We start from the raw sequence: 25,607 nt of genomic DNA, 5'->3' as shown, positions 1-25,607 counted from the left end.
GGCGCGCGGGTTTCCGTCCGCGCGCCGTGAGTATTTGCGGACCAGTGATGCAGGGGCGTGGTCCTTCGGGACGTACGCGCGCCCTAGATGTCGGCGAAGTGGCTGGAATTGCGTTCCTCGCCCAGGGCTTCGACCACCGATTCCTTCGCGTCGCCGGCGGACGTGGCGGCCATGTGGCGGGCCGGCGCGACCGCGGCGATGCGGTGCATGTCCTCGATCATCAGGATGCCGTCGCGGGCATAGCTGAGCGCGCGGGCCGACAGCGCCATGGCGGCGTCGGACACCGATGCATCGCGATGCTTCGTAAGCGTCGCGTAGGCCCGCTGCACCGAAAGCTGGACTTCGACGAAGGTGCGGCCGTCGCGGGCGATGGGGTCAAGCGTCGCCAGCAGGGCCGTTCCGCGATCCATCGGATGGACGAACACGTGGGGGGCGCTGGGCTCTTCCATCTCGGCCTCTTGCGGATGGGTGGCCATGAGCTTGGCCAGGCGACCGATGACATCGATGGCGGTGCGCGGGTCGTTGATCCCGGGCGAAAGCGCGCGCATGGCGATCTCGGACAGCACGATCAGGCCCTGGTTCGCGTCCTCATCGGGGGTGCGGCGGTCGCCGATCACCACGGCCGCCGATAGGGCCGTTGCGGTCGCCTGGTCCAGCGTGTCCAGGTCGATCAATCCCAGAGGTGCGCCCTCGTCGATCCAGTCGCCCGGGCCGACCGACAGGTAGACCGCCGCGCCCCGGTCGCGGGCCACGTGATCGAGCGCCGAGACGTCGATGTTCTGGATGAAGCCGAAGCGCTCGGCGTGGAAGGCCGGGGCGTGCTGGGGAATCGCTGTCTTTCGAATGTCCCGGGCGCCGAGGAACGGCGCGTCGCTGCGGGCCTTCAGGCAGGCGCGCGCGCGTTCTTCCACCCGGTCGATCGTCGCCTCGACCGATCCGAGCCCCGCCAGGTGGGCCACCCAGCGCAGAACGGCGATCACCACGAAGATGATGACTCCCACCGAAACGATATAGATGAAGGGCACGTCGCGGGCGTTGATGAACTCGATATTCAGAAGAACGGTCAGCGCGAGCGCGTAGATGAAGGCGCCGATGAAGGTGGCGATCACCGTCTGCGTGCGGCTGTCTTCCTGCAGCAGCCGGTGCGCGCGGGGGGTGGCGTTGGCATCGGCGGCCAGGTGCGCGCTGACCATGATGGACAGAGAGAACGTGGTCACCGTCAGCATGGAGTTCGTCAGGATTGACAGCAGCGCGTCCAGCGCCTCGGCCGAAACGGAGAGCCCGCCCGGCAAGGGCAGCACCGGCACCAGCGGTGCCACGCCGGCGACGACAACCGCCAGCGCGGACAACAGGGCCGCGCGGACCCAGAGACGGCGGGCGAATTGGCGGAAGGACCAGAGGATTTGCGTGATCATCCGTTGCCAGATAGCGCGCCCCGCGCCGCTTGACACGGCCGGGGACATGAGCCATTCACCGCCGCAGTGGGGCCGTAGCTCAGTTGGGAGAGCGCGTCGTTCGCAATGACGAGGTCGTCGGTTCGATCCCGATCGGCTCCACCAAACTCCCCCTGCACGCCGGCCCGCATCGACGCCCCTGACCGGGCGAATGAAGTCTTTCGACCGGAGCCGGACCATGCGCACCCCCCTGATTTTCGACGGCCACAACGACGTGCTGACGCGGCTCTGGTCGTCGGGTGCGGGCGCGGCGGGCTTCGGGAAAGACGCGGGCGCCATAAATGCACCGGCCGCGCGAAAGGGCGGGTTGGGCGGCGGCTTTTTCGCGCTATGGGTGCCGTCGCCCCCCGACGGATCCGACAGCGCGGCGGCCATGCGCGAGCAGCGCTATGACCTGCCCTTGCCGGGGCCGGTCGCGCGGGACACCGCCATGGAGGTCGTCACGGCGCAGGCGGCGATCTTCGACGCGCTGGTCGACGCGGGCCACCTGGTGGCCTGCCGCACGGTCGAGGACCTGCGCGCCGCGCTGGCGGGCGACGGCGGTCTGGCCGCCATCCTGCACCTGGAGGGGGCCGAGTGCATCGGTCCAGACCTTGCGGAGCTGGATCGGCTGCACGCGCGCGGGTTGCGGTCGCTGGGCCCGGTCTGGTCCCGGCCCACGATCTTCGGACACGGCGTGCCCTTCCGCTTTCCGTCGACCGGAGATACCGGGCCCGGCCTGACCGAGGCGGGCAGGCGGCTGGTCGCGCGGTGCCATGAGCTGGGCGTGTTGGTGGACCTGTCGCACATGACCGAGGCGGGGTTCTGGGACGTGGCGGCGATGGAACGGCGTCCGCTGGTCGCCACCCATTCCAACGCCCACGCCATCTGTCCCAGCGCGCGCAACCTGACGGATCGGCAGCTGGACGCCATCGCCGACAGCGACGGGATGGTGGGGATCAACTTCGGCACGGCCTTCCTGCGCGAGGATGGCAAGCGCACGGCCGAGACCGGGCTCGACCCGCTTTTGCGCCATCTCGACCACCTGATCGGGCGGTTGGGCGAGGATCGCGTCGGCTTCGGCTCGGATTACGATGGCACGCTGGTGCCCGAGGCGCTGACCTCGTCGGCCGACCTGCCCCTGCTGCGGAAGGCATTGCGCGCCCACGGGATCGACGATGCGCTGATGCAGAAGCTTTGCCACGAGAACTGGCTGCGCGTGCTGGATCTCTGCTGGCGCTAGGTCGCGGCACGGCTCGACGGGAAAGGGACGCAGCTCAGCGCAGGTGCGCGTCGAGACCGTGCAGCATGGCGAGACAGGCGGACAGCTGGTCGCGCGCGATGAACTCGTCTGGTTTGTGCGCCTGGGCGATATCGCCGGGACCGCAGACGACGGCGTCCATCCCGATGGACTGGAACAGCCCGGCCTCGGTCCCGAAGGGGACCACGTCGCTGCCGTTCGCGCCGGTCAGGGCCTGGGCGATCTCGGCGGCCTCGTTCGCGTCGCAGGGGGTCAGGCCGACCACCTCGCCGATGGTGCGGGTTTCAATTTTCGAACCTTCGTGCACCGATTTCATGGCCGGAAGCAGGACATCGTTGCAGTAATCCCGCATTTCTCCGGTGGCGAAGGCCTGGTCCTCGGGGTTGACCGGCCGCAGCTCCCAGTCGACCTCGGCATGGTCGGCGATGACGTTATGGGCGATGCCGCCGCGCAGGCCGCCGACCTGGAGCGTGCTGCCCGGCGGATCGAACCGGCTGTCGTGCGGGGCGCGGGCGGCCAGCTCGCCCCGCAGGTCCAGCAGGCGGGCGACGAAGCGGGCGGCGTATTCTGTGGCCGAGACGCCGAGGCCCGGGTTCGACCCGTGGCCCGCGAGCCCGTGGAAGCTGGTCGTGTACTCGCAGCAGCCCTTGTGGCCGTCGATCACCCGCATCGACGTGGGCTCGCCGATGATGGCGAGGGCCGGGCGGATGTCCCAACCGGACATCTCGGCCACGAGGGCACGCGCGCCAAGGCAGCCGACCTCTTCGTCGTGGGTGAAGCAGAAATGCACTGGGCGCCGCAGCGTGCCCTGGGCGTAAAGCGGCGCGAGCGCCATGCAGGCCGCGATGAACCCCTTCATGTCGCAGCTGCCCCGGGCGTAGAGCAGCCCGTCGGCCTCGGTCAGCGCGAAGGGGTCGGTGGTCCACTCCTGCTCGGTGACCGGGACGACGTCGGTATGTCCCGACAGCACGATGCCGCCCGAGATGTCGGGGCCGATGGTGGCGAACAGGTTGGCCTTGGTGCCGCTGTCGTCGGTCATGATCCGGCAGCGCGCGCCGGCGTGGTCCAGCCGGTCGGCGAGGTGGCCGATCATCGCCAGGTTGCTGTCGGACGAGACGGTGGGAAACGCCACCAGGTCTGCCAGGTGCGCCTCGCAGGTGGCGAGGTCGGTCATTTCGCCACCAGGGTCTGCGGCACGTCGGCCAGGCATTCGGCCGGGCCTTCCTCGCGGATGACGATGGTCTCGGTGATCTCGAGGCCCCAGTCCTTCATCCACAGCGCGGGCATCAGGTGGAAGGACATGCCCGCGCGCAGCGGCGTCAGGTCGGCCTCGCGCAGCGACACGGTGTGCTCGCCCCAGTCGGGCGGGTAGCTGAGCCCGACCGCGTAGCCCACGCGCCCTTGCCGGTCGATGCCCGCCTTCGCCAGCTCGGCCTTCAGCGCGACGGCGATGTCGCAGGCCCGGTTGCCGGGGCGCGCGGAGTCGAGCGCGGCCTCGATCCCGCGCTGCACGGCGGCCTCGGCATGGCGCATCTCGGACGGGGGATCGCCCAGGTAGACGGTCCGGCACAGCGGCGCGTGATAGCGGCGATAGCAGCCCGAAATCTCGAAGAATGTGGCCTCGTTCGCCTGGAAGGGGCGTCCGTCCCACGTCAGGTGCGCCGCGGCCGCGTCGGGCCCCGAGGGCAGCAGCGGCACGATGGCCGGGTAGTCGCCCCAGGCGCCCTCGACCCCGATCAGCGCGTCGCGGTAGATGTCTGCCACCAGTTCGTTCTTCGGCAGGCCCACCGCGACCCGGTCCATGATGCCGTCGATCATCTTGGTCGAGATCGCGGCGGCCTTGCGCATGAAGGCCAGCTCCTCGTCCGACTTCACGGTACGCTGCCAGTTCACGAGGTTCGTCGAATCGACCCAGGCGGCATCGGGCAGGGCGCCGCGCAGCGCGTCCATGGCCGCGGCGGTGAAATAGTAGTTCTCCATCTCGACGCCGATGCGCGCGCCGCCGTAGCCCAGATCCGCCAGGATCGCGGCAAGGTGCTGCATCGCGTGCCGCTCGTCCGACTGCACCCAGTCGTCGGAGTAACTCAGCACGCGTTCGTCGGGGATCCAGCAGGTGCGGTGCGCGCCGAAGCTGTCCATGTGCCGGCCCCACCACATCGGGTCGGCCTCGAGCTGGATGATGACCCCCTGGTGGACGTAGAAGGACCAACCGTCATAGCCGGTCAGCCACGCCATGTTGGACGGGTTGGTTACGAACAGCACGTCCACCCCGTCGGCCGCCATCTGCGAGCGCACCAGCGACAGCCGCCGCTGGTATTCCGAGACCGAGAAGGCGGGGGCGTAGTTCGGCATCGGCGGGACCTTTCCTTGGCGCGTTCGGCACAGCGCAAAACCAATCGGGCCCCGCGGTCAAGGGGGCAGGGGTTTCAAGTCGCGTGCCGGGGCGGTAAGCCCTGCTTTGACGCCACATGCATGAAAGGGACCCCGCCATGGATGACATCGGCCGCAACGACCAGCTGGCCCAATGGGACCGGGATTACTTCATGCACCCCTCGACGCACCTGGCGCAGCACGCGCGGGGCGAGGCGATGGGCCGCGTGATCCGGGGCGCGTCCGGCGTCCATATCGAGGATCGCAACGGCAACCGCCTGCTCGACGCGTTCGCGGGGCTCTATTGCGTCAACGTGGGCTACGGCCGGCCCGAGATCGCCGAAGCCATCGCCAAGCAGGCGAAGGAGCTCGCCTATTACCACGCCTATGTGGGCCACGGGACCGAGGCCGCGATCACCCTGTCGAAGATGGTGCTGGAGCGCGCGCCCGACCACATGTCGAAAGTCTATTTCGGGCTGTCGGGCTCGGACGCGAACGAGACCAACATCAAGCTGGTCTGGTACTACAACAACATCCTCGGCCGGCCCGAGAAGAAGAAGATCATCTCGCGCTGGCGGGGCTACCACGGCTCGGGCCTGATGACCGGGTCGCTGACCGGGCTGCCGCTGTTCCACGACAAGTTCGACCTGCCGCTGTCGCCGATCCTGCACACCAGCGCGCCCTACTACTATCATCGCGACGACCCCGATCAGAGCGAGGAAGAGTTCTCGGCCCAGTGCGCGGCCGAGCTGGAAGAGCTGATCGCGCGCGAGGGCGCCGACACCATCGCGGCCTTCTGGGCCGAACCGATGCTGGGCACGGGCGGGATCGTGCCGCCGCCGAAGGGCTACTGGGAGGCGATCCAGCCGGTGCTGGAGAAGCACGACATCCTGCTGGTGGCCGACGAGGTCGTGACCGGCTTCGGCCGCCTCGGCACCATGTTCGGATCCGAGCATTACGGGATGGGTCCCGACCTCATCACCATCGCCAAGGGGCTGACCAGCGCCTACGCGCCGCTGTCGGGCTCGATCGTATCCGACAAGATGTGGAAGGTGCTCGAGCGGGGCACGGACGAGAACGGCCCCATCGGCCACGGTTGGACCTACTCGGCGCACCCGGTGGGCGCGGCCGCGGGGGTGGCGAACCTCCAGCTGCTCGATGACCTGAAGCTGATCGACAACGCCGGCACCGTGGGCGCCTACCTGAACCAGCGCCTGTCCGAGACCTTCGCCGATCATCCCCACGTGGGCGAGGTCCGGGGCGAGGGCATGATCGCCGCTGTCGAGTTCGTCGAGGACCGCGACCGCCGCAAGGCCTTCGATCCGGCGAAGAAGACCTGCGCCAAGATCGCGACCGAGCTTCTGTCGCAGGGCGTCATTGCGCGGGCCATGCCCGGCGGCGACATCCTGGGCTTCGCGCCGCCCTTCTGCCTGACCCGCGAGAACGTGGACGAGATCGTCGACAAGACCGCCAAGGCGGTGCGCGCGGCGGGCCTTTAAGGCCCGTTCGTGGCCCCGGCGGCCGATCCGCTGTTCGAGCCGCTGGTCCTGCCCTGCGGCGTCGTGCTGAAGAACCGCATCGCCAAGGCGGCCATGTCGGATTCGCTCGGCGACGGGGCAGGGTGGCCCACCCCGGTGCAGGGGCGGCTGTACGAACGTTGGGCCGAGGGCGGCGTCGCGCTGTCGATCATCGGCGAAGTGCAGGGCGACCCGTTCGCGGCGGAGAAGCCCGGCAACCTGGTCCTGACGGGCGAGTCCGATCTCGAAGCCTTCGCCGCGCTGGCCCGTCGCGGCAGTGAGAACGGCGCGCAGATCTGGCCGCAACTCGGGCACGCGGGGGCCATGGCCCATCCCCCCATCGGTCGGGCGCGGGGTCCCAGCGCACTGGACCTGCCCGGATTGCGGGCGGAGGCGCTGTCGGTCGAAGCCATCGCCGCGCTGCCCGGACAATTCGCCGAAACGGCCCGTCTGGCCCGCCGGGCGGGACTCGGTGGCGTGCAGGTTCACGCGGCCCACGGGTTCCTGCTGAGCCAGTTCCTTTCGCCCCTCTTCAATCGACGCGAAGATGCCTATGGCGGACCGGTCGGCAACCGGATGCGTCTGCTGCTGGAGCTCGTGCACGCGGTCCGCGCGGCGGTGGGTCCCGACCTCGCGGTGGCCGTGAAGCTCAACGTCACGGATCGGTTGGAGGGCGGGCTCATGCCCGACGAGTCGCTGGAGGTGATCCGCGCGCTCGACACCACGGGCATCGACCTGATCGACCTGAGCGGGGGGACCTATTTTCCCGGCGCCGTCTCGGCCTCGGACAGCGGCGGGTCCGGTCCCTATTTCGTCGATTTCGCCCGCCGCGCCCGGCGGGAAACGTCGGTGCCGCTGATGGCCACCGGCGGGTTCAAGACCCACGCGCAGGCACGGGACGCGGTCGCGAGCGGCGCGGTCGACATGGTCGGGTTGGCCCGGGCGATGGTCGTCGCGCCGGACCTGCCGAACCGCTGGCGGGCAGGGCGGGACCCGGAACCGGTATTCCCGCGCTTCACGGATCCGCCCGAAGGTGGTGTGACGGCGTGGTACACCATGCGCCTGACCGAGATCGGCGAGGATCGCGAAACCGACACGCCCGGCGCGTTGCGCGATGCGATCGACCGCTACGAGGCGCGCGATGCCGACCGTGTCGCCACCTGGCGCAACCGTTTCGGGGCGCCGGACTAGGTGCCGTTGCGCGCCCGGTCGCAATCGGTCTGCGCGCGTCAGGTGATCCGGGTCCCGTCGCCGTCCCGCACAAGGTCCCCGTGCATCGCGACAAGGTGCGTGTGAACCCGTTGCAGGCTGGCGGGGCGATAGGGGCGGAAGCCCTCGGTCTTGGCGTCCGCGATCCAGCGCTCGTGCACCGACCCGTGCACCTCGTCGAGCGTCGAGGGGCCTTCGCGATCCAGCGGGCGCAGGCGCATGACTGCGTTCAGGGCGCCGGTCGGGGGCTTCGTGGTATTGCGTAGCGGCCCCATCGGGTTCTGCGACGCCTCGATCCGGGCCAGTGCCTGCGCGTCGAAGGCAAGCCCGGCCTCGCGCGCCCCTTCGATGATCCAGCCAAGCCCGATGCTGGACAGGTCGATGATGTCGCCGCCCCCGCCGACCGACCCGTGGTCGCCCGCGAAGAACTGCTCGAGGTACGGCGTGCCCGCGCCGCTCTCGGCCTCGGCGTTCAACTCGGCGAGGTTGTCCCACCGGGTGGGGGCGAAGGCGCGCCGGCGTTCGTCAAGCGCCACGGCGTGCCGGGCGCTCTGAACCATGCTGGACAGGTTCGCGTCGTGGAATCTGTACTTGCTGGCGGTCCAGCGGCCCAGCAACGGCACCGACGCCGGGACCCCCAGCGCGCCGACCGAGTCCCAGACGCCGAGGTATCGGATCCGCAGGATCGGCGCGTCCGGCATGCCTTGGGACAGACGCCAGGCGTGCTCGGCTTCGGAGGTCACGACCCGCCTGGAAATGCCCGCCCGGAAGGCGTGGCTTTCCTCGGTCGCCGGGTGCGTGGTGTCGTCGTCCATCGTGCGATAGCGCGCGACGGCCCTGGGAATCTCGGGCAGGGCATCGCGGTCGATGATACCGGTCGAGCGGATGAATCCCGTCAGGGACCGCGCCGTGTAGGCCCCGCGGGAAAAGCCGAGGATGAAGATCTCGTCGCCCGGTTCGTAGAGGAAGACCAGGTGGCGGTAGGCCTCGACGATGTTCGACATCAGCCCGAGGCCGAACGCGCCCCCCAGCAGCGGGTCCATCTTCCTCAGCCAGGGCGTCGGCCCACGGCCGGTGCCGACACCCTGGACGTAGATCGGAACCTGGACGGTCCCGGCCTCATCCATGAGGCGCATGGCCTGCGAAAACCGGACCACGTTGGTCGGGGTGATGCTGTCGGACCGGTTCCAGGTCCCGTCGCATAGAATGACGATGCGTTTCATCGTGGTTCTCCTGAAAAATGCTTGCTCAAATGCGGCGGGTGCCGGCCGGAAAAATTGGCCGCCGCCTCCGTCAGCCTCGTCCGATGCAGGGCGCAGATCAACCCGGAATTGATCAGCCATTCCGGGCCTCGCGGCCCGCCGAGGCGCCACGCCGGCGCGAACAAGGTGCAACCCGGTCCCGGGCCGGACGTTGAGACAGCGCTTGCGAGGTCGGGACCGCGCGCGCCCGGGGTGTTTCGCTTGCGGCGCGGGCCCACCGCGGGCCGGGGCCAGTCGACTTGCCCCAACTGACATGCTAGGTGGACCAGAAGGTTACCAGTGGAGGAAATGCGCGAAATCATGCCAGAACTCGATCCAGACCGCCTGTTCCCGGCCGACGCCCGGACCCGCGACATCGCGCGCCAGCTGCATGCGGGCATCGCGGACCGCCCGATCCTCAGCCCCCACGGCCATTGCGACCCGTCCTGGTTCGCCGAGAACGCGCCGTTCAGCGACCCCGCGCACCTGTTCGTGGTGCCCGACCACTACATCTTCCGGATGCTGGTGTCGCAGGGTGTGCAGCTGTCGGACCTGGGGGTGCCCCGTGTCGATGGCGGGCCGGTCGAGACCGATCCGCGCAAGATCTGGCGTCGGTTCGCCGCGCATTACCACCTGTTCCGGGGCACGCCCACGCGGCTGTGGATCGACCACGCGCTGTCCCATGTCTTCGGCGTCGACGCGCCGCTCGAACCCGGGACGGCGGACGCGATCTACGACCAGGTGGATGCCTGCCTGTCGAAGCCCGAGTTCCGTCCGCGCGCCCTGTTCGAGCGCTTCAATATCGAGCTTCTGGCGACCACCGACAGCGCGCTGGACGACCTGGCGCACCACGACCGCATCCGCGAGGCCGGCCTGCCGGGGCGCGTGATCCCGACCTACCGGCCCGACGCGGCGATCGACCCCGAATACGAGGGCTTCGCCGAGAACGTCGCGCAACTGGGCAAGCTGACCGGGTGCGATACCGCCTCGTGGGACGGCTACCTCGAGGCGCATCGCAGCCGCCGCGCGTATTTCCGCGCGCGCGGGGCCACCGCCACCGACCACGGGCATCCCACCGCCCGCACCGAGAGCCTGGATGCCGACGCCGCGGCGCGGCTGTTCCGCACCTGCCTGTCTGGCGAGGCCACGTCCGAGGAGGCCGATGCCTTCCGCGGCCAGATGCTGACCGAGATGGCGCGGATGAGCGTCGAGGACGGCATGACGATGCAGATGCACATGGGTTCGCACCGCAACCATTCGGGGCCGATCATGCGCAGCCACGGGCGCGACAAGGGCTTCGATATTCCCCTGCGCACGGATTTCGTGCGGGCACTGAAGCCGATGCTCGACACCGTCGGGCTGGAGCCGAACCTGCGCATCATTCTGTTCACGCTGGACGAAACCACCTTGTCCCGCGAACTGGCGCCGCTTGCCGGTGTCTACCCCTCGCTGCTGCTGGGACCGCCCTGGTGGTTCTTCGACAGCCCAGAGGGGATCATGCGCTTTCGCCAGCTGACGGGCGAGACGGCGGGCATCTACAACACCGCCGGTTTCAACGACGACACGCGGGCCTTCTGTTCGATCCCGGCCCGCCATGACGTGTCGCGCCGGGTGGACTGCGCCTGGCTGGCCGGACTTGTGGCCGACGGACGGATCGGCATGAACGAGGCAGAGGAAATGGCAGGACAATTGACCACCGATCTCGTGAAGAAGGCCTACGGGCTATGAGCGCGCGCCTGGCCCGCAGCCGCCCCGCCCCCGAAACCGGCATCGTGCATTTCGGCCTGGGCGCCTTCGCCCGCGCCTTTGCCGCGATCTTCGTCGAGCAGGCGATCGAGACGCATGGCGGTGACTGGGGCATCGTCGGCGTCAGCCTGCGCTCGCCCGACACCCGCGACGCCCTGAAGCCGCAGGACTGGACCTATACCGCGGTCGAACTGGGCCCCGACGGCGAGACGCCGCGCCACGTGCAGGTGCTGTCCGACGTGCTCGTCGCCCCCGAGGCGCCCGGGGCCGTGTTCGATGCTCTGGACAAGGCGAACCTGGTGACCCTGACGGTGACCGAGAAGGGCTATTGCCACGTGCCGGCCACCGGGAAGCTGAACCGCGACAACCCGGACATCGTGCAGGACCTGTCGGACCCGGCGTGCCCGGCCTCGGCGCTGGGCTATATCGCCCGCGCGCTGGACGCCCGACGCAAGGCCGGGCGCGCGCCCTTCACGGTGATGAGCTGCGACAACATCCCGTCGAACGGCAACCTGCTGCGCGGGCTTGTCCTGGACCTCGCGGCCGAGATGGACGCCGGGCTGCGCGACTGGATCGCTGAGCACGTCGCGTTCCCCTCGACGATGGTCGACCGGATCGTGCCGGCCACCACCGAGGACGACATCCGGCATATCGAGGGCCTGATCGGCGCCCATGACGCGGCGCCGGTCCGGCACGAGCCGTTCCGGCAGTGGGTGATGGAGGATCGATTCTGCGCCCCGCGTCCCGATTTCGGATCCGTCGGGGCCGAGCTGGTCGAGGACGTCGCCCCCTACGAGCACATGAAGCTGCGCTGCCTCAACGGAACGCACTCGTCGCTGGCCTACCTGGGCTATCTCGCGGGCGCCGAAACCATGTCGGACACCGTCGCGCGGCCGCCCCTGGCCGCCTATGTCCGCCACCTGTGGGACAACGAGATCACGCCGGTGCTGACCGCGCCGCCGGGCGTCGACCTGTCGGACTACACCGCGTCGCTGTTCGACCGGTTCGCCAACCCCGCGATCCATCACCGGACGTGGCAGATCGCCATGGACGGGTCGCTGAAGCTGCCCCAGCGCATCCTCGATAGCGTGCGCGAGAACCTCGACGCGGGCCGCACGCCCGAAGGGTTGTTCCTGGCCATCGCGGCTTGGATGCAGTTCTCGTCGGGCAAGGGGCTCGACGGTGCGCCGATCGAGGTCAAGGACCCGATGGCCGGCCGCCTGGCCGCCTGCTGGGACGGGACCACCGACCCGGACGAGATCGTGGGCCGCTACCTGGCGCTGGACGAGATCTTCGACCCGGCCTTCGCGGCCCGGACCGAGGTGCCCGAGGGTCTGGCCCGCGCGCTGCGAAATCTGCGGGCCGACGGCGCCGAGGGCGCCGCCGGGGCCGTCGCCGGCTGACAACCCGTCGGCCTGACCGGAGGGGTCAGGCCGACGGGCCGACCTTGCCGTGGCTGAGCGCGGCGATCACGCCGCGCAGTTCGGCCAGGCCACGCAGCCGGCCGATCGCGGGATAGCCCGGCTGCGCGTTGCGCCCGTGGTCGTCCAGCAGGTTCTGCCCGTGGTCGGGCCGGAACGGGATCTCGGCATCGCTGCGCCCGGCGTCCCGGCGGCGCTTCTCCTCGCGCAGGGCCGCGGCGACCAGCGCCACCATGTCGGTGGCTCCGCCCAGGTGCTCGTCCTCGAAGAACGAGCAGGGCAGGGTGTCGGTGTCCCGCGACACGTTGCGCAGGTGCAGGAAATGCACGCGGTCGCCCAGACGCTCCATCATGCCCGGCAGGTCGTTGTCGGCCCGCGCCCCGAGCGACCCGGAACACAGCGTGACGCCGTTCGCCGGCACGTCCACCGCGTCCAGCATGGCGCGGTAGTCGGCCTCGGTCGAGACAACGCGCGGCAGTCCCAGCAGCGGGAAGGGCGGGTCATCGGGGTGACAGCAGAGCCGCATCCCCAACCGCTGCGCCACCGGCGCGACCTCGGACAGGAAATCGACCAGGTGGGCGCGCAACCGTTCGTCCGAGACCGATTCGTAGGCCGCCAGGTGGTCCTTCACGTCTTCCATGGTGAAGTTGTCGGCGGCCCCCGGCAGACCGAAGACCACGTTCCGGGCCAGGGCGGCCTTCTGGTCCTCGTCCATCTCGGCGGCCCGGCGCGCGGCCGCGTCCGCCACGTCCCCGGGGAAGCTTTCGGCGGCGCCCGGACGTTCGAGCACGTGAATATCGAACGCCGCGAAGTCGATCAGGTCGAATCGCATGCAGGTCGCGCCGCTGGGGCGCGGCCAGGCCAGGTCGGTGCGGGTCCAGTCGAGCACCGGCATGAAGTTGTAGCACACGGTCTCGATCCCCGCGGCCGCGAGGGCCTCGAGGCTTTGCTTCCAGGCCGCGACATGTTCGCGCCACGGGCCGCTCTGCCGCTTGATATCCTCGGACACCGGGATGCTTTCGACCACTTCCCACGCAAGGCCGGTGGGGCGTCCATCGGGGTGGTGGGCGATCTCGTTCTGCCGGCGCGCGATCTCGTCGCTGCTCCAGGCCGTGCCCGTGGGTACGTGGTGCAGGGCCGAGACGACCCCCTCGACGCCCGCCTGTGCCATGTCGGCGGGGCTCACCTGGTCCTTGGGTCCGAACCAGCGCCATGTCTGCCGCATCGAATGCCTCCCTTTTATCAGCCTTTCCCGATTTATGGGCGAGTGGCGCGCGGATCGAAAGAGAAATCGTATTGACTAGCATGTTAGTTGGCATAGGCTGTGCGCCGGGAGGAACGAATTGATGATCGACCCGAACGTCGCATCGCACGAGCACACGGCAGCCGAGCGCATCGACCCGCGCCAGGCGGTCGGGCCGCAGCTGTGCGGCGTCATGCGCGATCAGATCATCCGCGGCGAACTCGCACCGGGAAGCCGCCTGCTTCGCACCGAGATCGCGACGAAGTTCGGAATCAGCCGCCAGCCGGTCAGCGACGCCTGCGCGCGCCTGGCCGAGGAAGGCCTCGTCGATATCCTGCCCCAGCGCGGCACCTTCGTGAGCCGCATCAACGTCAGCGCGGTCCTGTCCGCCCGGTTCGTCCGCGAGTCGGTCGAGGTCGAGATCGTCCGCCGCCTGGCGGCCGAACGCAGCACGGCCATGCTGGACGAATGCGCCCGCCTGCTGGAAGAGCAGCGCCGCCAGATCGACACGCCGGACCAGCTGCCGTTCATGGCGCTGGACGAGGCGTTTCATTTCCACCTGTCCCGGTCGGCCGGGCAGGCCGCCGCCTGGCGCATCCTGCAACCTCTGAAGACCCAGATGGACCGCCTGCGCCACATCTCGGCGCGCGAGTTGCCGCGTCGCCTGCTGATCGAGCAGCACGAGACATTCGTCGACGCGATCGGGCGGCGCAACCCCGAAGCCGCCGTCGCGGGCATGCGCGATCACCTGCGCCAGATGCTGGACGACCTGCCGGCGCTGATCGAAAGCCATGCCGACTACTTCGACACGCGGGGGGCGGTGCTGTGACGTTGGATGCCTCTGCCTTCACCACCACGTTCCTGCCCCGCTGGCTGGACCGCGTCACCGACGACGCGAACGGCGGCCTTCTGGAATGGCTGGATGACAAGGGGCAGCCCGACATCGAGGGGCCCCGCACCACGCTGGCGCAGGCGCGCTGCGCGTTCGTCCTGTCGCATCTGTATATCGCCACCGGCGTGCCGCGCCTGAAGGACAGCGCGATCCACGCCTGGCGCTTCCTCGACACGCACTTGCGCGACGCGGACGGTGGGTACCGGGCCGCTGTGGCTGCCGATGGCGCACCGATGGACGATGCAGCCAGCGCGACCCGCCGGTCCTACGATCACAGTTTCGTCCTGCTGGCGCTCGTCACGCTCGAAAAGGCCGTGCCGGGCACCGTTCCTCCGGACCGGGTGCCGTCGCTCTGGGCTTACGTCGAGAGGCTGACCGACCCGGCCACCGGGGCGCTCTGGGAAGACGACGCCATGGCACGGGACGGGGCCGGGCCCGGGATGCGCCGTGGCCAGAACCCGCAGATGCACATGCTGGAAGCCGTCTTGCAGGCCTACGAGATGACGGGCGATCCCGTCTGGCGCGACCGGGCGACCGGATATGTCACGCTGGCCCGCGATCACCTTGTCGATCCCGACACCGGCGCGATCCGGGAATGGGTCGGTGCCGACTTGGGGCCGCTCGCGGGTGCCGATGGCGGGCGGCGCGAACCCGGCCACCAGTTCGAATGGGCCTGGCTGCTCCATCGCTATGCCGAGCTTGGCGGCGAGGTTCAGGTGACCGGGATGGCCGATGCCATGATCGCCTTCGCCGAGGCGCATGGCGTCCGCCGCGATGGCCCCATGGCCGGCGCGCCGTTCGACGCGCTGGATCCGGCGGGCGCGGTGCGCGAGGACACCCACCTGCTGTGGCCCATCACCGAGGCCGGCAAGTATTACTCGGCCCGGCACCTGGCCACCGGCGACAGCGACGCCGCCGAAACCGCCAACGCGCTCTGCCGGCTGATGTTCGACCGCTATTTCCCGGCCGGCCCCGCGCCGCGCTGGCACAATCAGCTCGACGGGCAGGGGAAGCCGATCCAGCCGATCGCGCTCAGCCGCCTTGTCTACCACGTTGCGCTGTTCCTGACGGAAGGCGCGCGCGCCGGTCTCTGGCCATTGGCCGGGACCGAAACGCCCGAAACCATCATGCATAGGGAGGAATTCACATGATGAACCGACTGACCTCGACCGCGCTGACCGGCGCCCTTGTTCTGGCTGCCGGTGCTGCCGCAGCCCAGGAATACACGCTCGGTCTGTCCACGTCGCAGCCCACGTCCGATCCGCTGACCCAGGCCATGCTGGCCGCGGAAGAGCGCATCGAAGAGCGCACCGACGGTGCGGTCGACGTGACGGTCTACCCGTCGTCGCAGCTGGGCGAGGACAACGACGTTCTCGAGCAGATCCGCAACGGCGCCCCGCTGGCGGTGCTGGTGGACGCCGGCCGCCTGGCCCCGTTCAAGTCCGAGCTGGGCATCCTGTCGGCGCCCTACCTGGTCGACGACTACACCCAGTACGAGGCCATCACCACGTCGCCCGTTTACGAAGAGTGGGTGGACGAGCTGGCCGAAAGCTCGAACCTGCGGCTGCTGAACTACAACTGGTTCCAGGGCACGCGCCAGGCCTTCACCCAGAAGCTGATCGAAAGCCCCGAGGATCTTCAGGGCGTTCGCATGCGGACCATCGACGCCCCGATCTGGGTCGCCACCATCAACGCGATGGGCGCGACGGCCGTGCCGATGGCGTGGACCGACGTCTATTCCGGCCTGCAGCTGGGATCGATCGACGCCGCCGAGGCGCAGCTGACCGGTGCCGAGGGCATCAACCTGCAGGAAGTGACCACCAACGTGGCCTTCACCAACCACATCCAGCTGTTCACCGGTCTGGTCGTGTCCGAGGAGTGGTTCCAGGGTCTGCCGGAAGACATCCGCACCATCGTCGACGAAGAACTCGACGCCGCGGGCGTTGAAGCGACCGAGAACACCGTCGCCGCGCTGGACGCGGTGCAGGGCCGCATGGAAGAGGCGGGCGTGTCGTTCAACGAGGTCGACCTGGCCCCGTTCCGCGAGGCGACGCTGGGCGTCTACGAGGAGGTCGGCCTGACCGACGCCCGCGAGGCGCTGCAGCCCTACCTGCCCGGCGGGTCGGAATAAGGAGGCGCGCCGGGATGTCTGACAATACCGGGGATTCCGGCGCCCATCGCGACGGCGGCCAAGACCAAGGGTCGCCGTCCGCCGAGACCGGGCGGCGCGGTGCGGGCGCGGTCCTGTGGTCGATCTACGATCGGCTCGAGACCGTCCTGACACTCGTCGCCCTCTCCGCGACCATCCTGACGGTGCTGATCGCCGCCGTCGGGCGAACGGCGGGCATGCCCGTCCGCTCGGCGCCGCAGCTTGCGCTGCTGTTCCTGATCTGGGCGATCATCCTGGGCGCGGATATCTGCCTGAAGAAGGGCGAGCACATCCGCGTGTCCGTCATCGCCGATTCGGTGCCGAACGCGCTCCGCAGGATCCTGGCGGCGCTGCACCTTCTTCTCATCGTGCCGTTTCTCGTTTTTCTCGCGTGGTACGGGTTCGACCTCGCCGCCGGCAACTGGCAACGCCAGCTCGGCGCGACCGGCCTGAGCTACGGTCTCATCACCCTTGCGCTTCCCGTCGGCAGCCTGCTGTTCCTCGTCTCGATCGCGCGGCGGTTCTTCAGCTATGGCCTAGACGCGACGCTGGAGCCGCAGGACCACCATCTCGAGTCCCCCCTATGACGTCGATCCTCATTCTCTGCGCCGCGCTGCTGCTGATCTTTCTCGGCATGCCCGTGGCCTTTTCCATCGGCATCAGCGGGACGGCATATTTCTTGCTGCCCTCGACGGTGCTGCCCGACAGCACCGCCGTTCAGCGGATCGTGGCCTCGAGCCAGTCCTTCCCGCTGCTGGCGGTGCCGCTCTTCATCCTGCTGGGCAACCTGATGAACCGCGCGGGCATCACGCCCCGGCTCATCGACCTGGCCATGACACTGGCCGGCTGGATGCGCGGCGGTCTGGCGCAGTCCACGCTGATCCTGTCGGCGCTGATGGGCGGTATCTCGGGCTCGGCCGTGGCCGACGCGGCGATGCAGGCGCGCATCCTCGGCAAGCCCATGACCGAAGAGGGCTACGATTCGGGCTTCACCGGTGCGCTGCTGTCGGTGGGCGGGCTGATCACGGCGACGCTGCCGCCCTCGCTGGGTCTGATCCTTTACGGCTACCTGGGCGAGGTCTCGATCGGCCGGCTGTTCATTGCCGGCGTCGTGCCGGGCGTTCTTCTGACCATCGCGCTGATGGCGACGACCTGGGGCATCTCGGTGCGCCGCGACTACAAGCCCGCGCGCACCACCTTCCCGACGCTGGCCGAGGTCGGCCGGGGCTTCTACCGCAGCTTCTGGGCGGTGATCTTCCCGATCTGGCTGCTGGTGGGGATCCGCTTCGGGTTCTTCACGCCGTCCGAGGCCGGCGCCTTCGCCGTGGTCTATGCCCTGATCGTGGGCGGGCTGATCTACCGCGAGCTCACGTGGCGCAGCGTCTACGAGGCGATGATGGAAAGCGCCCGCGATATCGGGATGATCATGCTTATCATCCTGTTCTCGGGCGTCTTCGGCTTCGTCATCACCTTCGAACGCGTGCCCCAAAGCCTGACCGAATTCACGCTCAGCGCGATCGAGGATCCCACGGTCCTTCTGTTCATGGTCTCGGGCTTCCTGCTGGCGCTGGGCATGCTGATCGAGGCCACCGTCCTGGTCATGCTGCTGACGCCGATCCTGGTGCCGGTCATCACGGCGGCCGGCATCGACCCGGTGCATTTCGGGCTGATCATGATGACCCTGGTGACCTTCGGTGGCATGACCCCGCCGGTGGGCGTGTCCATGTTCACGGTCTGCGGGATCCTGAACGCGTCCTACGTGGGATATTCCATCCGGCTGATCCCGCTGGCCTGCGCGGTCATGGCGGTGGTCGTGGCGATGATCCTGTTCCCGAACCTGGTCCTGTTCCTGCCAGCGCTTCTCATGTGAGCCGCGCCCGAGCGGCGCACTGCATCCCGAAACGACACAGGGCAGGCCGCGTGGACTGCCCTAAATCGTGTCGATCGGCGCTTTGCCAAAGGGGTGGTTCAGTAGTGGGCGTCCGGCACGACGAAGGCGTCCACCGGGCTTTTCCCCTGCCACGAGGCGCGGCCCAGTAGCAGGTCCACGACCGCGTGCTGCATCGGGTCCATCGTCGCCCAGGCGTTGATGTAGGTCGGCACGCGCGGCGCGTCGTAGAGATAGTAGGGAAACCCGAACGAGATCATCACGACGGGCATGTCGGTCCAGAGGCGGCGCATGGTGCCGTCCTGCCCACCGCCGATGGCCGCCCAGTCCAGGAAGATCCGCCCGCGCGTCAGCAGCGTTTCCTCGGCCAGCGCGTAGATCGCGATCTCGAAGCCATCGGCGGTGATGGGCGTGCCGGGCTCGTGAACCGTTACCTCGAACCCCTCGCGGCGCAGCAGCTCCGGCAGGATGATCTCGTGACGACGCTTCATCATCGGGTCGGCGATGCCCACGGTGAACATCAGCACGCGCCGGTGGCGCTTTGGGTCCAGCGGCAGGGTGGCGTTGATGTCCTTTTTCGCACGGGGGCCCGGTGCAGAAGCTCCGCCATCTGGTCGGCGTTCCGCGCGGGGTCGGGCAGGGCGGGCAGCGTGTCGCCGCGATGCAGGCCCGCCCAGGCCTTCAGGCCCAGCACCCGCGTCACGGCGTCGAAGAACCGCTCGCGCGTGATGCGGCCGGCGTGCAGCGCGTCGCGGATGCCGGCCATCTCGGCCTCGAAGTCCAGCGAGAAGAGAATGACGTCACCGCCCGAAGCGATGATCTGCACCTTGCTGTCGACCGCTTCCATGACCGAGGACAACCCGGCCATGCGGCTGGCGTCCGAGACGACCAGGCCGTTGAAGCCCAGCCTTTCGCGCAGCAAAGTCGTGTTGATCGGGTGGCTGACGGATCCGGGCAGGTAGGCGTCGGCGCCGTCGTCCTGGCCGACCTCGCGTGCGAAGGCGGGCAGGGCGATATGGGCGGTCATCACGCTCATCACACCGGCGTCGATGGCCTCGCGGTAGAGACGCCCGTGGGTCGCCTCCCAGTCTTCCATGGACAGCGAGTTGATCGTGGTGACCAGATGCTGGTCGCGGTCGTCGTGCCACTCGCCGGGCCAGTGCTTGGCCGTCGCGGCGATGCCTTCCTCCTGGAAGACCCGGATCTGGGGCAGGGCATGGCGCGCGATTGTCTCGCAATCCGATCCGTAGCCGCGCGTCGCGACGATGGAGCTGCGCCAGGCCGCGTTGATATCCAGCACCGGCGTGAAGGACCAGTTGACGCCCACGGCCCGCGCCTCGCGCGCCATGATGCGGGCGGCCTCCTCGGTCGCGGTCACGTCGTCGATGGCGGCCAGCGCGATGGGGTCGGGATCTCCGTGCCGAACGGCAGTCTCATGCGCGACCCCTCAAGGTCCGCGGAGACCAGCATCGGCACCTTGGCCGTTGCCTGAAGTTCGGCGATGCGGTCGCGCTCGGCCTCGTAGTCGCCATCGAAGAACCGGTTGATCCCGCCGGGTGCAAGCCCCGCGATCCGTCCGGATTACTCCGCGTCGAACCTGGCCGGGCGCAGGTTGAACAGCTGACCGATCCGTTCGTCCTCGGTCAGGCTGTCCCAGGTGCGGCGCACCCAGTCGTGGCCTCGGCGTCGAGGCTGAAGGGCGGGCGTTCCAGATGCGACAGGTCCATGGGGGTCAGACGATGCCGCCGCCGCCCGAGGCCGAGGCCGGCCGCGTCTCGGCCACCTGCGCGCGGTAGCCGGACCGGCGATAGGCGGCGATCGGGTCGATGGCGCAGCCTTTCTCGCGCCGCGCCATCTGAAGGATCGGCGTCACGTCCGTGCGGAACGCGGTTTTCAGCGTCTCAGACGCCATGAGCGCGTCGTTGTCTTCCTGGAAGCCCGACAGTGCCGCGCGATCCACGATCAGCGCCTGGGCATAGGCGCGCTGCACCTCCATGGCCGAGTTCATCAGGCTTTCGATGGGGTCGGTGACGTTGTGGCTCTGGTCTAGCATGTGCGCGGGATCGAAGCCGGGCGTATCGGCGGCGTCCACGAGTTCATTGAAGACAAGGAACAGCCGGTAGGGGTCGATCGCCGCGGTGTCGAGGTCGTCGTCGCCGTACTTGCTGTCGTTGAAGTGGAAACCGCCCAGCTTGCCGAACTGGATGAGCCGCGCGACGATCATCTCGATGTTCACCGTGGGCGCGTGATGGCCGAGATCGACGAGGCAATAGGCCCGCTCGCCCAGCTCTTTCGCGATCAGGTAGTTGGTGCCCCAGTCCTGCACCACGGTCGAGTAGAACGCCGGCTCGAAGATCTTGTGCTCGGTGAAAAGCCGCCAGTCCTCGGGCAGCTTGCCGTAGATCGCCCGGGCACTGTCGAGATAGCGCTCGAACTGCTTGGTCATATGCGCCTGGCCCGGGAAGTTCGAGCCGTCGCCGACCCAGATGGTCAGCGCCTTCGAGCCGATCTTCTGGCCCAGCTCCATGACGTAGAGATTGTGATCCACCGCCTGCTGGCGCACGTCCGACTTGGTGTGGCTGAGCGAGCCGAACTTGTAGCTGTGGGCCTGCCCCTCGGCGTCCGAGAAGGTGTTCGAGTTCATCGCGTCGAAGCCCAGGCCGGTCTCCTCGGCCTTGGCGAGCAGGTCGGCGGGGCTGGCGTCGTCCCACGGGATATGCAGCGACACGCGCGGAGTCGCGCCCGTGAGCTGGTGGATGACGCCACAATCGTCGAGCTTGTCGAAGATCGAGGCGGGCTCACCGATCCCCGGAAAGCGCGCGAAGCGGGTGCCACCGGTGCCGACGCCCCAGCTGGGCACGGCGACGCCATAGGCCGCGACCTTGTCCTTGATGGTGGCGATGTCGATCCCGCGGCGGTCTAGCGTCGCCCCGAGCGCGTCGTATTCGGCCCGAAGGGCGTCTTCCGCGGTCTCGTTGGCGGCGGCGATGGTATCTTTGTCGATCATGTGGTCCTCCCTGACACCCCGCGATGCAGGGTGTCTCGCTGGAGATCCTGCGGCGCAGGGTCTCCGGGTTCGGTTCATCTCAGCGGGTGAAGGCCTGCACGTTGCCGGCATCGACGTTGACGATGTTGCCGGTGGATTTCGCGCTTTCGTCGCTGGCGAAGAAATAGCAGGCGGCGGCGATGTCCTCGGGCAGCACGCTGCGCTTGAGCAGGCTGCGTTCGCGATACATCTCCTCCAGCCCCTCCTTGTCGGTGCCGTAGGTGCTGGCGCGCTGGTCCAGCCATTCGCCCGACCAGATCTTCGAGCCGCGTAGCACCGCGTCGGGGTTCACCGTGTTCACGCGGATGCCCTCGGGCGCGCCTTCCAGCGCGAGGCAGCGGGCGAGGTGGATCTCGCTGGCCTTGGCGGTGCAATAGGCCGACGCCCCGGGCGAGGCGGCCAGGCCGTTCTTCGAGGCCACGAAGATCATCGATCCGCCGATGCCCTGGGTCTTGAGCATGCGGAACGCCTCGCGCGCGACGAGGAAATACCCCGTCGACAGGATCGACATGTTCTTGTTCCACAGCTCCAGCGTCGTGTCCTCGACCTTGGCCGACGACGCGATGCCCGCGTTCGACACGACGATGTCCACGCCGCCGAACTCCACGGCCATGTCGGCATAGGCGGTCGCGACGGCGTCCTCGCTGGTCACGTTCATCTCGACCGTGCGCACCACGTCGCCCGAGTAGCGCGCGGCGAGGTTGTCCTTGGTGGCGGCCAGCGCGTCGGCGTCGATATCGGCCAGCACCACGCAGGCGCCTTCGGACAGGTACTTCTCGGCCGTGGCCGCACCGATGCCGCCGGCGCCGCCGGTGACGATGGCCACGCGGCCCGCCAGCGATTTCGGGGCCGGCTTGCGCTGCAGCTTCGCCTCTTCCAGAAGCCAGTACTCGATATCGAAGGCCTCCTGCTCGGGCAGGCCCTGGTATTCGCTCACCGCGTCCGAGTTGCGCATCACGTTGATGGCGTTGACGTAGAACTCGGCCGACACGCGGGCCGTGGCCTTGTCGCCCTGGAACGTGATCATGCCGACGCCGGGGACAAGGTAGACCACCGCGTTCGTGTCGCGCATGGCGGGGCTGTCGTCGTGCTTGCAGCGCTCGTAATAGGCGGCGTAGTCGGCGCGGTAGTCCTCGACCATGCCTTTCAGCCGGTCGAGCGTGCCGTCGATATCCGGGTTCGAGGGATCGAAATCCACGACCAGCGGGCGGATCTTCGTGCGCAGGAAGTGGTCGGGGCAGGAGGTGCCCAGAGCGGCCAGGCGTTCCATGTCCTTGGCACCCACGAATTGCAGCACGGCATCCTGGTCATCGAAATGGCCGACCTTGTGGCTGTCTTCCGAGATCATGCCGCGAATCGCGGGCATCAGCGCGGCCGCGACGCGGCGCCGTTCGTCGGCGGGCAGGGTGGGGTGCTTTTCGCCGCCGAAGGCCGGAATGCCGTCGGTCTTGCCCTCGAACCACTCCATGGCGCGGTTGATGATGCGCAGGGTGAGCTCGTAGCACTCCTTCGCGTCGTCGGCCCAGGTGAAAAGGCCGTGGCTTTCCAGCACGACCCCCTTGGCGTCGGGGTTCTTCTTGCAGAAATCCTCGAGCCACAGGCCCAGCTCGTAGCCGGGACGTTTCCACGGCAGCCAGCCGATTTCGTCGCCGTAGATCTCCTTCGTCAGCTCTTCGGAGTTCTTCGACGCGGCGATGGCGATGACGGCGTCGGGGTGGACGTGGTCCACGTGTTTCTTCGGCACGTAGGCGTGGAGCGGCGTGTCGATCGACGCGGCGCGCGGGTTCAGGTTGAACGTGCAGTGGGGCAGGTAGCCCACCATCTCGTCCTCGAACTCGACGCCGCGATACTTGTCCTTAAGCGCGTTCAGCTTGTCCATGTAGAGGGTGGCGAAGCCGTCCATCTCGATCGTCCCGATGTCGCCGCCCGAGCCCTTGACCCACAGGACTTCGACCTCTTCGCCGGTCAACGGATCGGGTTGCATGACCTTGGCCGAGGTGTTGCCGCCGCCGTAGTTGGTCACCCGCTTGTCCGACCCCAAGAGGTTCGAACGGTAGAGCAGCTTTTCCGGCTCGCTCATGGATTGGGCTTTGCTGTCGTCCCACTTGTCGGCGATCCGACCGCTCGCGGCGTCTTTCGGCATGACGTGTCCTCCCCGGATTTGCGCTTGGGCGGAAGATTGATCCTATGACCGCGCAAGTCAATCATTTTCGATCACATACGATCATGCTGCATCGCAGAAATGCGCTTTCGTGACATAATATGATTGACAGTGAGCGGTTTTCTTTCGATCTTGCGAGCAATGGGAGGTTCGGAATGATCGAAAGCGAGCGCCATCGTGTCATCCTGTCGGCTGTGCAGGCCAGGCCTGTCGCGACCGTGGCCGAGCTGTGCGAACTGACCGATGCCTCCGAGGCGACCGTGCGCCGCGACATCGCCACGCTTCACATGCAAAAGAAGGTGCGCCGGGTGCGCGGCGGGGTCGAAAGCCTTGCGCCGCCGCAGTTCGTGGGGCTCTCGGGGCGCCCGTTCGAGACCAACGCCACCCGCGCCGTCGCCGAGAAGCGGGCCATCGCGCAGGCGGCGGTCGAGCTGTGCGACGACGGTGACGCGATCATCATCAACGGCGGGACGACCACGTTCCAGATGGTGCATCCGCTGTCCAACCGGCGCTGCCTTGTCCTGACGAACTCGTTTCCCATCGCCGAGCACCTGCTGAAGCAGTCCAAGAACACCGTGATGATGCCGGGCGGCACGATTTACCGCGAACAGAACATCGTCCTGTCGCCCTTCGAGAACGACATCACCCGCAATTTCGCGGCCAAGCGTATGTTCCTCGGCGCGCAGGGCGTGTCGAAGCTGGGCGTGATGGAGCAGGACCCGCTGATCATCCAGGCCGAGACCAAACTGATCGGCCAGGCCGAAGAGGCGGTGCTGCTGGTCGATTCGTCGAAATTCAAGAACCGGTCCAGCCTGATCCTGTGTCCGTTGGACCGTCTCACGACCCTTATCACCGACGACCGGATCGAGGATGCCGACGCCGCCTATGTCGAGGCGGCGGGCGTCAATCTGATCGTTGCCACCCCGGGCCGCGCGGAGGAGGCGCAGCCCCAGGCAGTTTAACCATCGCTCAGGGAGGAAAGTATGAGCATTACCAAGAATATCGCCCTCGCAACCGGGTTGTTTGCCGGTCTCATGGGGACCACGGCCTTGGCGCAGGACAACACGCGTATCGCGCTGGTGGCCAAGTCGCTGGGCAACGGGTTCTTCGAGGCGGCCGCCCGCGGCGCCGAGGAAGCCGCGGAAGAGATCGGCAATGTCGAGATCATCTATACCGGCCCCACCAGCACCACCGCCGAAGGCCAGATCGAGGTCATCAACAGCCTGATCGCCCAGCAGGTCGACGCCATCGCCGTCTCGACCAACGACCCCGACGCGCTGGTTCCCGCGCTCGAGCGTGCGATGCAGCGCGGCATCACCGTGATCTCGTGGGATTCGGGCGTCGCGCCCGAGGGGCGGCAGATGCACCTCGCCCCGTCCTCGGACGAGCTGATCGGCAAGACCATCATCAAGCTGGCCGCCGATCACATGCCCGATGGCGGGCAGGTCGCCGTGCTGTCGGCGACCTCGACCTCGACGAACCAGAACGCCTGGATCGCCGAGATGGAGTCGGTGATGGACCAGTATCCGGACATCGAGGTGGTCGCGAACGTCTACGGTGACGACCTGGCCGACAAGTCCTACCGCGAGACGCAGGGCCTGCTGCAATCCTATCCCGATCTCGACGCGATCATCGCGCCGACGTCGGTGGGCATCGTCGCCGCCGCGCAAGCGGTGCAGGACGCGGGCAAGGTGGGCGAGGTGAACGTCACCGGCCTGGGCCTTCCGTCCGAGATGGCCGGCGCCATCGAGAGCGGCGCATCGGAAAGCTTCGCGATCTGGAACCCGGTCGACCTGGGCTACGCGGCCGCGACCATCGCCTACAACCTGGCGACCGGCGAGGCGACGGCCGAGCCCGGCGCCGAGATCGACATGGGCCGGATGGGCACCGTCACGCTGGACGAGAACACCACCGCCGCGATGAGCGAGCCCTTCACCTACGACGCCTCGAACATCGACGAGTTCAAGGAAGTCTTCTGATCGACGCCCCGTCGTGACAGGCCCGGCCGACCCGCTCGGCCGGGCCCTTTT

21 protein-coding genes and 1 tRNA gene are annotated in these 25,607 nt (G+C 68.3%); 13 read left to right on the top strand and 9 right to left on the bottom strand.

The window, feature by feature from the left end; all coding sequences use genetic code 11:
• Window positions 1–83: 83 nt before the first annotated feature.
• Entirely contained in the window at window positions 84–1,415 is a 1,332-nt protein-coding gene (locus BUB76_RS13625) for a DUF2254 domain-containing protein (protein ID WP_175550317.1), read from the bottom strand.
• Window positions 1,416–1,483: 68 nt separating this feature from the next.
• Here BUB76_RS13625 and BUB76_RS13620 point away from each other — a divergent pair.
• Window positions 1,484–1,559 (top strand) — tRNA-Ala (locus BUB76_RS13620).
• Window positions 1,560–1,632: 73 nt separating this feature from the next.
• Entirely contained in the window at window positions 1,633–2,676 is a 1,044-nt protein-coding gene (locus tag BUB76_RS13615) for a dipeptidase (protein WP_073129339.1), read from the top strand.
• A gap of 34 nt (window positions 2,677–2,710) precedes the next feature.
• Here BUB76_RS13615 and argE read toward each other — a convergent pair whose 3' ends face one another.
• Both argE and BUB76_RS13605 read right to left on the bottom strand, forming a co-directional pair.
• Window positions 2,711–3,868 (bottom strand): acetylornithine deacetylase, encoded by a 1,158-nt coding sequence (argE, locus tag BUB76_RS13610; protein WP_073129338.1) that lies wholly within the window; start codon window positions 3,866–3,868, stop codon window positions 2,711–2,713.
• Window positions 3,865–5,046: a M24 family metallopeptidase gene (locus tag BUB76_RS13605; protein WP_073129337.1), complete on the bottom strand. Its 1,182-nt coding sequence runs from the start codon at window positions 5,044–5,046 to the stop codon at window positions 3,865–3,867. The genes argE and BUB76_RS13605 overlap by 4 nt, the downstream gene beginning before the upstream one ends.
• Window positions 5,047–5,192: 146 nt before the next feature.
• Between BUB76_RS13605 and BUB76_RS13600 the strand changes: the two genes are divergently transcribed.
• Together BUB76_RS13600 and BUB76_RS13595 are read left to right on the top strand one after the other, a co-directional pair.
• Entirely contained in the window at window positions 5,193–6,563 is a 1,371-nt protein-coding gene (locus BUB76_RS13600) for an aspartate aminotransferase family protein (protein ID WP_073129384.1), read from the top strand.
• 9 nt (window positions 6,564–6,572) lie between these two features.
• Entirely contained in the window at window positions 6,573–7,772 is a 1,200-nt protein-coding gene (locus BUB76_RS13595; protein ID WP_073129336.1) for an oxidoreductase, read from the top strand.
• Between the two features lie 38 nt (window positions 7,773–7,810).
• Here BUB76_RS13595 and BUB76_RS13590 read toward each other — a convergent pair whose 3' ends face one another.
• A complete protein-coding gene (locus tag BUB76_RS13590) occupies window positions 7,811–9,013 on the bottom strand; it encodes a phospholipase effector Tle1 domain-containing protein (protein WP_073129335.1) in 1,203 nt (400 codons plus the stop codon).
• A gap of 339 nt (window positions 9,014–9,352) precedes the next feature.
• On the opposite strand from BUB76_RS13590, the gene uxaC reads away from it, so the two are divergent.
• Both uxaC and BUB76_RS13580 read left to right on the top strand, forming a co-directional pair.
• Window positions 9,353–10,759, top strand: a complete 1,407-nt coding sequence (gene uxaC, locus BUB76_RS13585) for a glucuronate isomerase (RefSeq protein WP_073129383.1) — start codon at window positions 9,353–9,355, stop codon at window positions 10,757–10,759.
• Window positions 10,756–12,180, top strand: coding sequence for a mannitol dehydrogenase family protein (locus BUB76_RS13580; RefSeq protein WP_073129334.1), 1,425 nt, complete (start codon window positions 10,756–10,758; stop codon window positions 12,178–12,180). The genes uxaC and BUB76_RS13580 overlap by 4 nt, the downstream gene beginning before the upstream one ends.
• A gap of 25 nt (window positions 12,181–12,205) precedes the next feature.
• Here BUB76_RS13580 and uxuA read toward each other — a convergent pair whose 3' ends face one another.
• Window positions 12,206–13,423, bottom strand: coding sequence for a mannonate dehydratase (gene uxuA, locus BUB76_RS13575; RefSeq protein WP_073129333.1), 1,218 nt, complete (start codon window positions 13,421–13,423; stop codon window positions 12,206–12,208).
• A gap of 121 nt (window positions 13,424–13,544) precedes the next feature.
• Between uxuA and BUB76_RS13570 the strand changes: the two genes are divergently transcribed.
• From BUB76_RS13570 to BUB76_RS13550, 5 genes are read left to right on the top strand one after another with little or no spacing between them, the layout of a single operon-like run.
• Entirely contained in the window at window positions 13,545–14,270 is a 726-nt protein-coding gene (locus BUB76_RS13570) for a GntR family transcriptional regulator (protein WP_073129332.1), read from the top strand.
• The gene (locus tag BUB76_RS13565) at window positions 14,267–15,484 is read left to right on the top strand and encodes an AGE family epimerase/isomerase (protein WP_175550316.1); all 1,218 of its coding nucleotides are present in this window, start codon (window positions 14,267–14,269) and stop codon (window positions 15,482–15,484) included. Before BUB76_RS13570 ends, BUB76_RS13565 begins: the two co-directional genes overlap by 4 nt.
• Complete coding sequence (locus BUB76_RS13560) at window positions 15,484–16,464, top strand: C4-dicarboxylate TRAP transporter substrate-binding protein (protein WP_073129382.1); 981 nt, start codon at window positions 15,484–15,486, stop codon at window positions 16,462–16,464. The genes BUB76_RS13565 and BUB76_RS13560 overlap by 1 nt, the downstream gene beginning before the upstream one ends.
• A 14-nt stretch (window positions 16,465–16,478) precedes the next feature.
• Window positions 16,479–17,069, top strand: coding sequence for a TRAP transporter small permease (locus BUB76_RS13555; RefSeq protein ID WP_084140665.1), 591 nt, complete (start codon window positions 16,479–16,481; stop codon window positions 17,067–17,069).
• Complete coding sequence (locus BUB76_RS13550; RefSeq protein WP_073129330.1) at window positions 17,066–18,352, top strand: TRAP transporter large permease; 1,287 nt, start codon at window positions 17,066–17,068, stop codon at window positions 18,350–18,352. Before BUB76_RS13555 ends, BUB76_RS13550 begins: the two co-directional genes overlap by 4 nt.
• Before the next feature lie 98 nt (window positions 18,353–18,450).
• Here the strand turns inward: BUB76_RS13550 and BUB76_RS18190 are convergent, their stop codons facing one another.
• From BUB76_RS18190 to BUB76_RS13535, 4 genes are all read right to left on the bottom strand, one after another.
• Window positions 18,451–18,897 (bottom strand): hypothetical protein, encoded by a 447-nt coding sequence (locus BUB76_RS18190; RefSeq protein ID WP_236737919.1) that lies wholly within the window; start codon window positions 18,895–18,897, stop codon window positions 18,451–18,453.
• The gene (locus BUB76_RS18185; RefSeq protein WP_236737918.1) at window positions 18,891–19,748 is read right to left on the bottom strand and encodes a glycoside hydrolase family 3 N-terminal domain-containing protein; all 858 of its coding nucleotides are present in this window, start codon (window positions 19,746–19,748) and stop codon (window positions 18,891–18,893) included. The genes BUB76_RS18190 and BUB76_RS18185 overlap by 7 nt, the downstream gene beginning before the upstream one ends.
• A gap of 354 nt (window positions 19,749–20,102) precedes the next feature.
• Entirely contained in the window at window positions 20,103–21,377 is a 1,275-nt protein-coding gene (gene rhaI, locus BUB76_RS13540; RefSeq protein WP_073129329.1) for an L-rhamnose catabolism isomerase, read from the bottom strand.
• Between the two features lie 79 nt (window positions 21,378–21,456).
• Window positions 21,457–23,559, bottom strand: coding sequence for a bifunctional rhamnulose-1-phosphate aldolase/short-chain dehydrogenase (locus tag BUB76_RS13535; protein ID WP_073129328.1), 2,103 nt, complete (start codon window positions 23,557–23,559; stop codon window positions 21,457–21,459).
• A gap of 173 nt (window positions 23,560–23,732) precedes the next feature.
• On the opposite strand from BUB76_RS13535, the gene BUB76_RS13530 reads away from it, so the two are divergent.
• Both BUB76_RS13530 and rhaS read left to right on the top strand, forming a co-directional pair.
• Window positions 23,733–24,539, top strand: coding sequence for a DeoR/GlpR family DNA-binding transcription regulator (locus tag BUB76_RS13530; RefSeq protein WP_073129327.1), 807 nt, complete (start codon window positions 23,733–23,735; stop codon window positions 24,537–24,539).
• A 21-nt stretch (window positions 24,540–24,560) separates the two neighbouring features.
• Complete coding sequence (gene rhaS, locus BUB76_RS13525; protein ID WP_073129326.1) at window positions 24,561–25,556, top strand: rhamnose ABC transporter substrate-binding protein; 996 nt, start codon at window positions 24,561–24,563, stop codon at window positions 25,554–25,556.
• Window positions 25,557–25,607: the final 51 nt, after the last annotated feature.

It is taken from the genome of Palleronia salina, assembly GCF_900141995.1.
GTDB classification, from domain to species: domain Bacteria; phylum Pseudomonadota; class Alphaproteobacteria; order Rhodobacterales; family Rhodobacteraceae; genus Palleronia; species Palleronia salina.
Note: the sequence above shows the minus strand (reverse complement) of the source record. Positions and strands in the feature narration are given on the sequence as shown.

What these genes read in the sequence shown, in the direction of transcription:
- BUB76_RS13625 (WP_175550317.1), bottom strand. Translation starts at nt 1,415, where the DNA reads ATGATCACGCAAATCCTCTGGTCCTTCCGCCAATTCGCCCGCCGTCTC.
- BUB76_RS13615 (WP_073129339.1), top strand. Translation starts at nt 1,633, where the DNA reads ATGCGCACCCCCCTGATTTTCGACGGCCACAACGACGTGCTGACGCGG.
- argE (WP_073129338.1), bottom strand. Translation starts at nt 3,868, where the DNA reads ATGACCGACCTCGCCACCTGCGAGGCGCACCTGGCAGACCTGGTGGCG.
- BUB76_RS13605 (WP_073129337.1), bottom strand. Translation starts at nt 5,046, where the DNA reads ATGCCGAACTACGCCCCCGCCTTCTCGGTCTCGGAATACCAGCGGCGG.
- BUB76_RS13590 (WP_073129335.1), bottom strand. Translation starts at nt 9,013, where the DNA reads ATGAAACGCATCGTCATTCTATGCGACGGGACCTGGAACCGGTCCGAC.
- uxaC (WP_073129383.1), top strand. Translation starts at nt 9,353, where the DNA reads ATGCCAGAACTCGATCCAGACCGCCTGTTCCCGGCCGACGCCCGGACC.
- BUB76_RS13580 (WP_073129334.1), top strand. Translation starts at nt 10,756, where the DNA reads ATGAGCGCGCGCCTGGCCCGCAGCCGCCCCGCCCCCGAAACCGGCATC.
- uxuA (WP_073129333.1), bottom strand. Translation starts at nt 13,423, where the DNA reads ATGCGGCAGACATGGCGCTGGTTCGGACCCAAGGACCAGGTGAGCCCC.
- BUB76_RS13570 (WP_073129332.1), top strand. Translation starts at nt 13,545, where the DNA reads ATGATCGACCCGAACGTCGCATCGCACGAGCACACGGCAGCCGAGCGC.
- BUB76_RS13560 (WP_073129382.1), top strand. Translation starts at nt 15,484, where the DNA reads ATGAACCGACTGACCTCGACCGCGCTGACCGGCGCCCTTGTTCTGGCT.
- BUB76_RS13555 (WP_084140665.1), top strand. Translation starts at nt 16,479, where the DNA reads ATGTCTGACAATACCGGGGATTCCGGCGCCCATCGCGACGGCGGCCAA.
- BUB76_RS13550 (WP_073129330.1), top strand. Translation starts at nt 17,066, where the DNA reads ATGACGTCGATCCTCATTCTCTGCGCCGCGCTGCTGCTGATCTTTCTC.
- rhaI (WP_073129329.1), bottom strand. Translation starts at nt 21,377, where the DNA reads ATGATCGACAAAGATACCATCGCCGCCGCCAACGAGACCGCGGAAGAC.
- BUB76_RS13535 (WP_073129328.1), bottom strand. Translation starts at nt 23,559, where the DNA reads ATGCCGAAAGACGCCGCGAGCGGTCGGATCGCCGACAAGTGGGACGAC.
- BUB76_RS13530 (WP_073129327.1), top strand. Translation starts at nt 23,733, where the DNA reads ATGATCGAAAGCGAGCGCCATCGTGTCATCCTGTCGGCTGTGCAGGCC.
- rhaS (WP_073129326.1), top strand. Translation starts at nt 24,561, where the DNA reads ATGAGCATTACCAAGAATATCGCCCTCGCAACCGGGTTGTTTGCCGGT.